Source organism: Pontibacter qinzhouensis (genome assembly GCF_008017455.1).
Lineage (GTDB): Bacteria > Bacteroidota > Bacteroidia > Cytophagales > Hymenobacteraceae > Pontibacter > Pontibacter qinzhouensis.
This window is the reverse complement of the sequence record NZ_VRTY01000171.1, coordinates 1-6,460: the sequence shown is the minus strand read 5'-3', so window position 1 is coordinate 6,460 and position 6,460 is coordinate 1. Positions and strand designations below refer to the sequence as shown.

Genomic DNA, 6,460 nt, shown 5'->3' with positions numbered 1-6,460 from the left:
ACGGGCCTTTTACATGTGAAGGGGACCCTTGGCATAAAAACCTCAAAAAACCTTCTGGAGGCCACTTTCATTCAAATAATTTACCTGAGTCAGTGTTAAAGTTGGCAGATATCCTGAACCTATTCTGTTATGCAGCATGTATTGTTTCTGATATAAACTTTTGCATAGAACAAAATTTGGTAGAGCCTGCTTTAGGATTTTAAATTCTAAAATTGTAACCTGCCGGATAAGAGTCAGTTTAAAGTAGAAATGTCTGGTTATAGAATGACTTTTATCATTCGCCAGAGAAACTGCCGGCTTTATATTTGCCTCAAAGTCTAATTAATATGACAAAAACAATATTTATAGCCACTGCTGAACCCTATAGCGGGAAGTCTATTGTGGCGCTGGGCCTTATACATGTCTTGTTAGGAAAAGCTCAGAAAATCGGGTATTTCAAGCCGATCATAAACTATGATGCTGAGCAGGAGAAGGATTCACACATAGAAACCATTATCAGCCACTTCGGCTTACCCGTTAGCTACAACGACACCTACGCCTATACCCAACGGCAGGCGCAGCAACTAATAGAGGCTGGCAACCAGGGCGAGATCATCGACACGATTATCAGCAAATTTAAAAAGCTCGAAGAGAATTACGATTTTACGGTAATAGAAGGCAGCGACTTTCTGGGCGAAGGCACAGCTTTTGAATTTGATGCCAACGTCACCATTGCCAAAAACCTGGGCGCTCCGGTTATTATTGTGGTATCGGGCGAGGAGAAGACCAACGAGCAGATTTTAACGGCTGTAAAAACCATTAAGCGCAATTTCAGGGCGCGCGAGGTGCAGGTGCTGGCCGTAATTGCCAATAAGGTGAAGCCCGAGCAGGCCTTTGAAGTGCAACGGCTCCTGGAGAACTACCTGAGCCCCAATATCATTCTGGGTGTGATTCCGGAAGATAAGGACCTGAAAAGCCCTACTATGAAGGAAGTGCATGAGATACTAGGCGGCAAGCTGATGTTTGGCGAGCAGCAACTCTCGAACCAGGCCGACCATTTTATTATGGGTGCCATGCAGGTGCCGAACTTTCTCAACCACATTAAAGAAAACGTACTTATTGTAACTCCCGGCGACCGTGGCGATATTATTCTGAGCGCGCTGCAGGCCAACATGTCGGTGAACTACCCGAAAGTGGCCGGTATTGTGCTTACTGGTAAGTTTGAGCCAGACGAACCCATTGTGCGCCTTATTGACGGATTGCAGATGGTGGTTCCGATTATCTCCGTCAAGTTCGGTTCTTTCCACACCGCCACTATGGTAGGTAATATTAAATCGCGGATTACGCCCGATAACAACAAGAAAATTCAGCTGGCCATCAACACGTTTAAAAAGTACGTGAACCTGCAGGCGCTGGATGAGCGGCTCGTGACCTATAAATCAGAAGGCATGACCCCGCACATGTTCCAGTACCAGCTCGTGAAATGGGCCAAAAGCACAAAAAAACACATTGTACTGCCAGAAGGCAACGACGACCGTATTTTAAGAGCTGCCGCGCGCCTCATAAACCAGGACATTGTGAACCTGACTATTTTAGGCGATACCCTGGAGATAGCCGCTTCGGTAAAACGCCTAAGCCTGAACCTGGACCTGAGCAAAATAAACATTGTCGATCCGCTGAAATCGGAGCATTTTGAGGATTACGTGTATACCCTGCTGGAGCTGCGTAAGAGCAAAGGCCTGCAGTACCAGATGGCTTCTGATATGATGTCGGATGTGTCTTATTTCGGCACCATGATGGTGTACAAAGGCCATGCAGACGGTATGGTATCCGGAGCGGTGCACACTACGCTGCACACCATCCGCCCTGCCCTGCAGTTTATCAAAACCAAACCCGATGTTTCGGTGGTATCGTCGGTGTTCTTTATGTGCCTCCCGGACCGGGTATCTGTTTTCGGCGACTGTGCCGTGAACCCGAACCCAACAGCCGAGCAGCTGGCCGAAATAGCCATTTCATCTGCCGATAGCAGCCAGCGCTTTGGCATTGAGCCACGGGTTGCCATGCTGTCTTATTCATCCGGAACATCGGGAGAAGGCGCAGACGTAGACAAAGTACGTAAGGCCACTGAGCTCGTGAAACAGAAACGACCAGACCTGAAAGTAGAAGGCCCGATACAGTACGATGCTGCCGTAGACCCTGTAACAGGTAAACAGAAACTGCCAAACTCAGAGGTAGCCGGCCGTGCCAGCGTACTTATTTTCCCGGACCTGAACACTGGCAACAACACCTACAAAGCCGTGCAACGCGAAACCGGCGCTTTGGCTATCGGACCGATGCTGCAGGGGCTCAACAAGCCTGTAAACGACCTGAGCCGTGGCTGCACCGTTGAAGACATCTTTAACACCGTGGTGATTACCGCCATTCAGAGCCAGGAAAAACAGCCTGCCCAAACAGAAAAAGCAACTTTACTTGCCACAAATTAGCACCTCAACGCACATGAATATTTTTGTAGTTAACTCCGGTAGCAGCTCCATTAAATACCAGCTGTTCAGAATGCCCTTTAACCAGCCCGTTTGCAGTGGTTTGGTAGAGCGCATTGGCCTCGAAAATTCTGTTATCACACATAAAGTACACCTGGGCGACCACGAAGAAGTAAAACAACTGATACTGGATTTGCCTGACCATGAGGCGGGCCTGCACGAAGTGGTACAGTTGCTGACCGACAGTAAAATTGGTGTTATTCAGGACCCTGCCGAGATTGAGGTAGTAGGGCACCGGGTGGTACACGGAGGCGAGAGCTTTGCCGCCACCACGGTAGTAACGCAGGAGGTGAAGGCCGAAATAAAAAAGCTGTTCCCGCTGGCCCCGCTCCACAACCCGTCGAACTACATGGGCATTGAGGTGGCAGAGCATATCTTTACCAATGCCAAGCAAGTGGCGGTTTTCGATACTGCTTTTCACCAGACTATGCCCGAAAAGGCATTTCGCTACGCCATTCCAAATTCCTACTACACCGACCAGGGCATCAGGGCGTACGGGTTCCATGGCACCAGCCATAAATATGTGTCGGAGCAGGCGCTGGAGTACCTCGATAAACCGGATGCCAAGATTATTACCATTCACCTGGGCAATGGCTGCAGCATGGCAGCCGTAGACGCAGGCAAGTCTGTAGACACGAGTATGGGCTTCGGTCCGCTCAGTGGCCTCATCATGGGCACCCGCTCCGGCGATATAGACCCCTCTGTAATCTTCCACTTGGTTAATCAATTGGGATACGACCCAGACCAGGTAAACACGCTGCTGAACAAACGCAGTGGCATGCAGGGCCTCACCGGCTTCTCCGATATGCGCGACATTATAAAGGCTATGGATGAAGGCGATAAAAACGCCTCGCTTGCCTATGACCTCTATGCCTACCGCATCAAGAAATACATTGGTGCCTACGCTGCCGTTCTGAACGGCCTCGATGCCCTTATTTTCACGGCAGGTGTAGGCGAGAACGATGCCATTATTCGGGAGCGTATTTGCCAGCAAATGGAGTTCTTGGGTATTCAGTTTGATCTGGAAAAGAACAAGATACGCGCTAAGGGCATCCGGGAAATAAACATAGCAGGCTCACCGGTAAAGGTGCTAGTAGTTCCGACGAACGAGGAGCAGGAAATTGCCCGGCAGTGTTACCAGTTGCTGCACGTCCAGGCTGCATCTGTAGCTGAAAATACCAGCACCCATGCCTCTGGCTATTAAAGTTTAATATTTTTTAGTATTTGGCCGCCATTCCTACTGCAGGAGTGGCGGTTTTTTTTATGCTGGTTTTTCGCTGTTCCCCTCAATTACCCTTGGCCCCAAAACATTCATTTTACCATCGGAAGGGTATTTTTATTAGAATAATTGTTTAATTATGCAACTACTATAACCTAAACCCTGCATTAATGGCTTCATCAAGCTAAAGAATTTTGTCAAGCAATTTATCCGCTGCAAGTAATAAATTCTCAATCTTTATCCTAATCGATAAGCTGTCGTAAGGTTGTATTTATTGTAATTGCGAGCGACGCTCATTCTAATTCAATCCTTATTCTGCTGGATAAGCTGCTGGAAGGTAGTTAGTTTGAAAGACGTAATCAAGCTGTACTAAGTTTCAATCCTTGTTATGCTGGATAAGCTGCTGGAAGTAATGGTTTCCCGCTTGTTCTCGATGGTATCCACTATGTTTCAATCCTTGTTATGCTGGATAAGCTGCTGGAAGTAAGGTGGTGTATTGATGAGAACTACTGAAGACTACGTTTCAATCCTTGTTATGCTGGATAAGCTGCTGGAAGAGGCAGACATTTCGGCTATGGCTACTTCTACCGGCTGTTTCAATCCTTGTTATGCTGGATAAGCTGCTGGAAGCGCCTAGTGCCTTTTGAATAGCAAGCTGTTCTTTTCGTTTCAATCCTTGTTATGCTGGATAAGCTGCTGGAAGCAACTATGACCGCCTGAAGATAGAAGTAAGGCTGGAGTTTCAATCCTTGTTATGCTGGATAAGCTGCTGGAAGGGGATTGGCAAAACCTACACCAACGGCTCAGGACAAAGTTTCAATCCTTGTTATGCTGGATAAGCTGCTGGAAGTATACCCGAAAAGAAAAGCAGCATGATCCGAAGCAGGTTTCAATCCTTGTTATGCTGGATAAGCTGCTGGAAGTATCACGCCTATTTTGGTTTCTAGTGATTCCATTAGGTTTCAATCCTTGTTATGCTGGATAAGCTGCTGGAAGGGGGGAAGATTAGGAAGTAGCACATTAGGGGCTGTGGTTTCAATCCTTGTTATGCTGGATAAGCTGCTGGAAGTCTTTGATGATCTTTTGGGACTTCAGGCAGTCGCAGGTTTCAATCCTTGTTATGCTGGATAAGCTGCTGGAAGGAACGTGTTTTTCATCGTCCTCTTCTTTGCTGTCTTGTTTCAATCCTTGTTATGCTGGATAAGCTGCTGGAAGGGCCTTTATACTGAAGTATGAACCCGCTTATTTTAAGTTTCAATCCTTGTTATGCTGGATAAGCTGCTGGAAGTGGATATGTTCGGGAAGGTCAAAGAACGGGAGATGGAGTTTCAATCCTTGTTATGCTGGATAAGCTGCTGGAAGTTTCAGGTGATAGCATTAGAGGTATTTGGAAAGTTAGTTTCAATCCTTGTTATGCTGGATAAGCTGCTGGAAGTGCAAAGATGCCCCCTAGCTCTACATCTGGCGTTGCGTTTCAATCCTTGTTATGCTGGATAAGCTGCTGGAAGGGTCGTTGATGTTGAACTCTAAGGCAGAATCCGTCAGTTTCAATCCTTGTTATGCTGGATAAGCTGCTGGAAGATACCCGCCCTTTTTCAATCCTGCAGCCGTCTGCCTGTTTCAATCCTTGTTATGCTGGATAAGCTGCTGGAAGTCACTGGGGCAGCACCACCGCCCCCTCCAAAAGGCAGTTTCAATCCTTGTTATGCTGGATAAGCTGCTGGAAGGGTAGTAGAGCGCTGCCAGGTCCCGGAAAGTATTCTGTTTCAATCCTTGTTATGCTGGATAAGCTGCTGGAAGTCCAGGTTCCTCAAGGAAGCCTCTAAACCCTTAGAAGGTTTCAATCCTTGTTATGCTGGATAAGCTGCTGGAAGTAGTAATGACCCCCAGGCGCACGAAGCGGTATTATCGTTTCAATCCTTGTTATGCTGGATAAGCTGCTGGAAGTTTACGGTGCCTGACTTCCAGAGTGATGAAGCTTGGCGTTTCAATCCTTGTTATGCTGGATAAGCTGCTGGAAGGGTACAATGCAGTGTCGGTAATATAGATATCCCTGAGTTTCAATCCTTGTTATGCTGGATAAGCTGCTGGAAGAGAACTCTGATATAATCCCTTGTCTGGTCCAATTCCAGTTTCAATCCTTGTTATGCTGGATAAGCTGCTGGAAGGTAGATGTTTTTTTAGTTTTTGAAAGGCATTTTCACGTTTCAATCCTTGTTATGCTGGATAAGCTGCTGGAAGCTGGTGTATGTGGATGGCAAAAAGCCCAGAATAGAGTAGTTTCAATCCTTGTTATGCTGGATAAGCTGCTGGAAGAAACCATGCCTGGGTTTGGCTGTGTCGATGGAAAAAGTTTCAATCCTTGTTATGCTGGATAAGCTGCTGGAAGTTCACTATAACGATCAGGACTTCGCTTATCTGACAGGTTTCAATCCTTGTTATGCTGGATAAGCTGCTGGAAGTCGCCTTTAATTTCTTCTGTTTTAGGGTATAGTTTCAGTTTCAATCCTTGTTATGCTGGATAAGCTGCTGGAAGTTCGCTTATTGAGTGCCCCTTCGTCAATCTTGATCTGTTTCAATCCTTGTTATGCTGGATAAGCTGCTGGAAGATCGCTCGTTTGTGGCCCATGTCGCATGCGCGCACAGTTTCAATCCTTGTTATGCTGGATAAGCTGCTGGAAGCGGCCCTTACGGGCTGTGCCACATAACACTATTATGGTTT

Annotated in this window: 3 protein-coding genes and 1 CRISPR repeat array; all 3 genes read left to right on the top strand. The window is 47.0% G+C overall.

Going from position 1 to position 6,460, the window contains the following annotated elements:
- Positions 1-203: hypothetical protein (locus tag FVR03_RS24830; protein WP_222707305.1), on the top strand; the 203-nt coding region annotated here is incomplete at its 5' end.
- 123 nt (positions 204-326) lie between these two features.
- Complete coding sequence (pta, locus tag FVR03_RS23435; RefSeq protein ID WP_147924205.1) at positions 327-2,462, top strand: phosphate acetyltransferase; 2,136 nt, start codon at positions 327-329, stop codon at positions 2,460-2,462.
- Positions 2,463-2,475: 13 nt separating this feature from the next.
- Entirely contained in the window at positions 2,476-3,723 is a 1,248-nt protein-coding gene (locus tag FVR03_RS23430) for an acetate/propionate family kinase (protein ID WP_147924204.1), read from the top strand.
- A 315-nt stretch (positions 3,724-4,038) separates the two neighbouring features.
- Positions 4,039-6,420: direct repeats of the CRISPR family, unit length 37 nt; unit sequence GTTTCAATCCTTGTTATGCTGGATAAGCTGCTGGAAG.
- Positions 6,421-6,460: the final 40 nt, after the last annotated feature.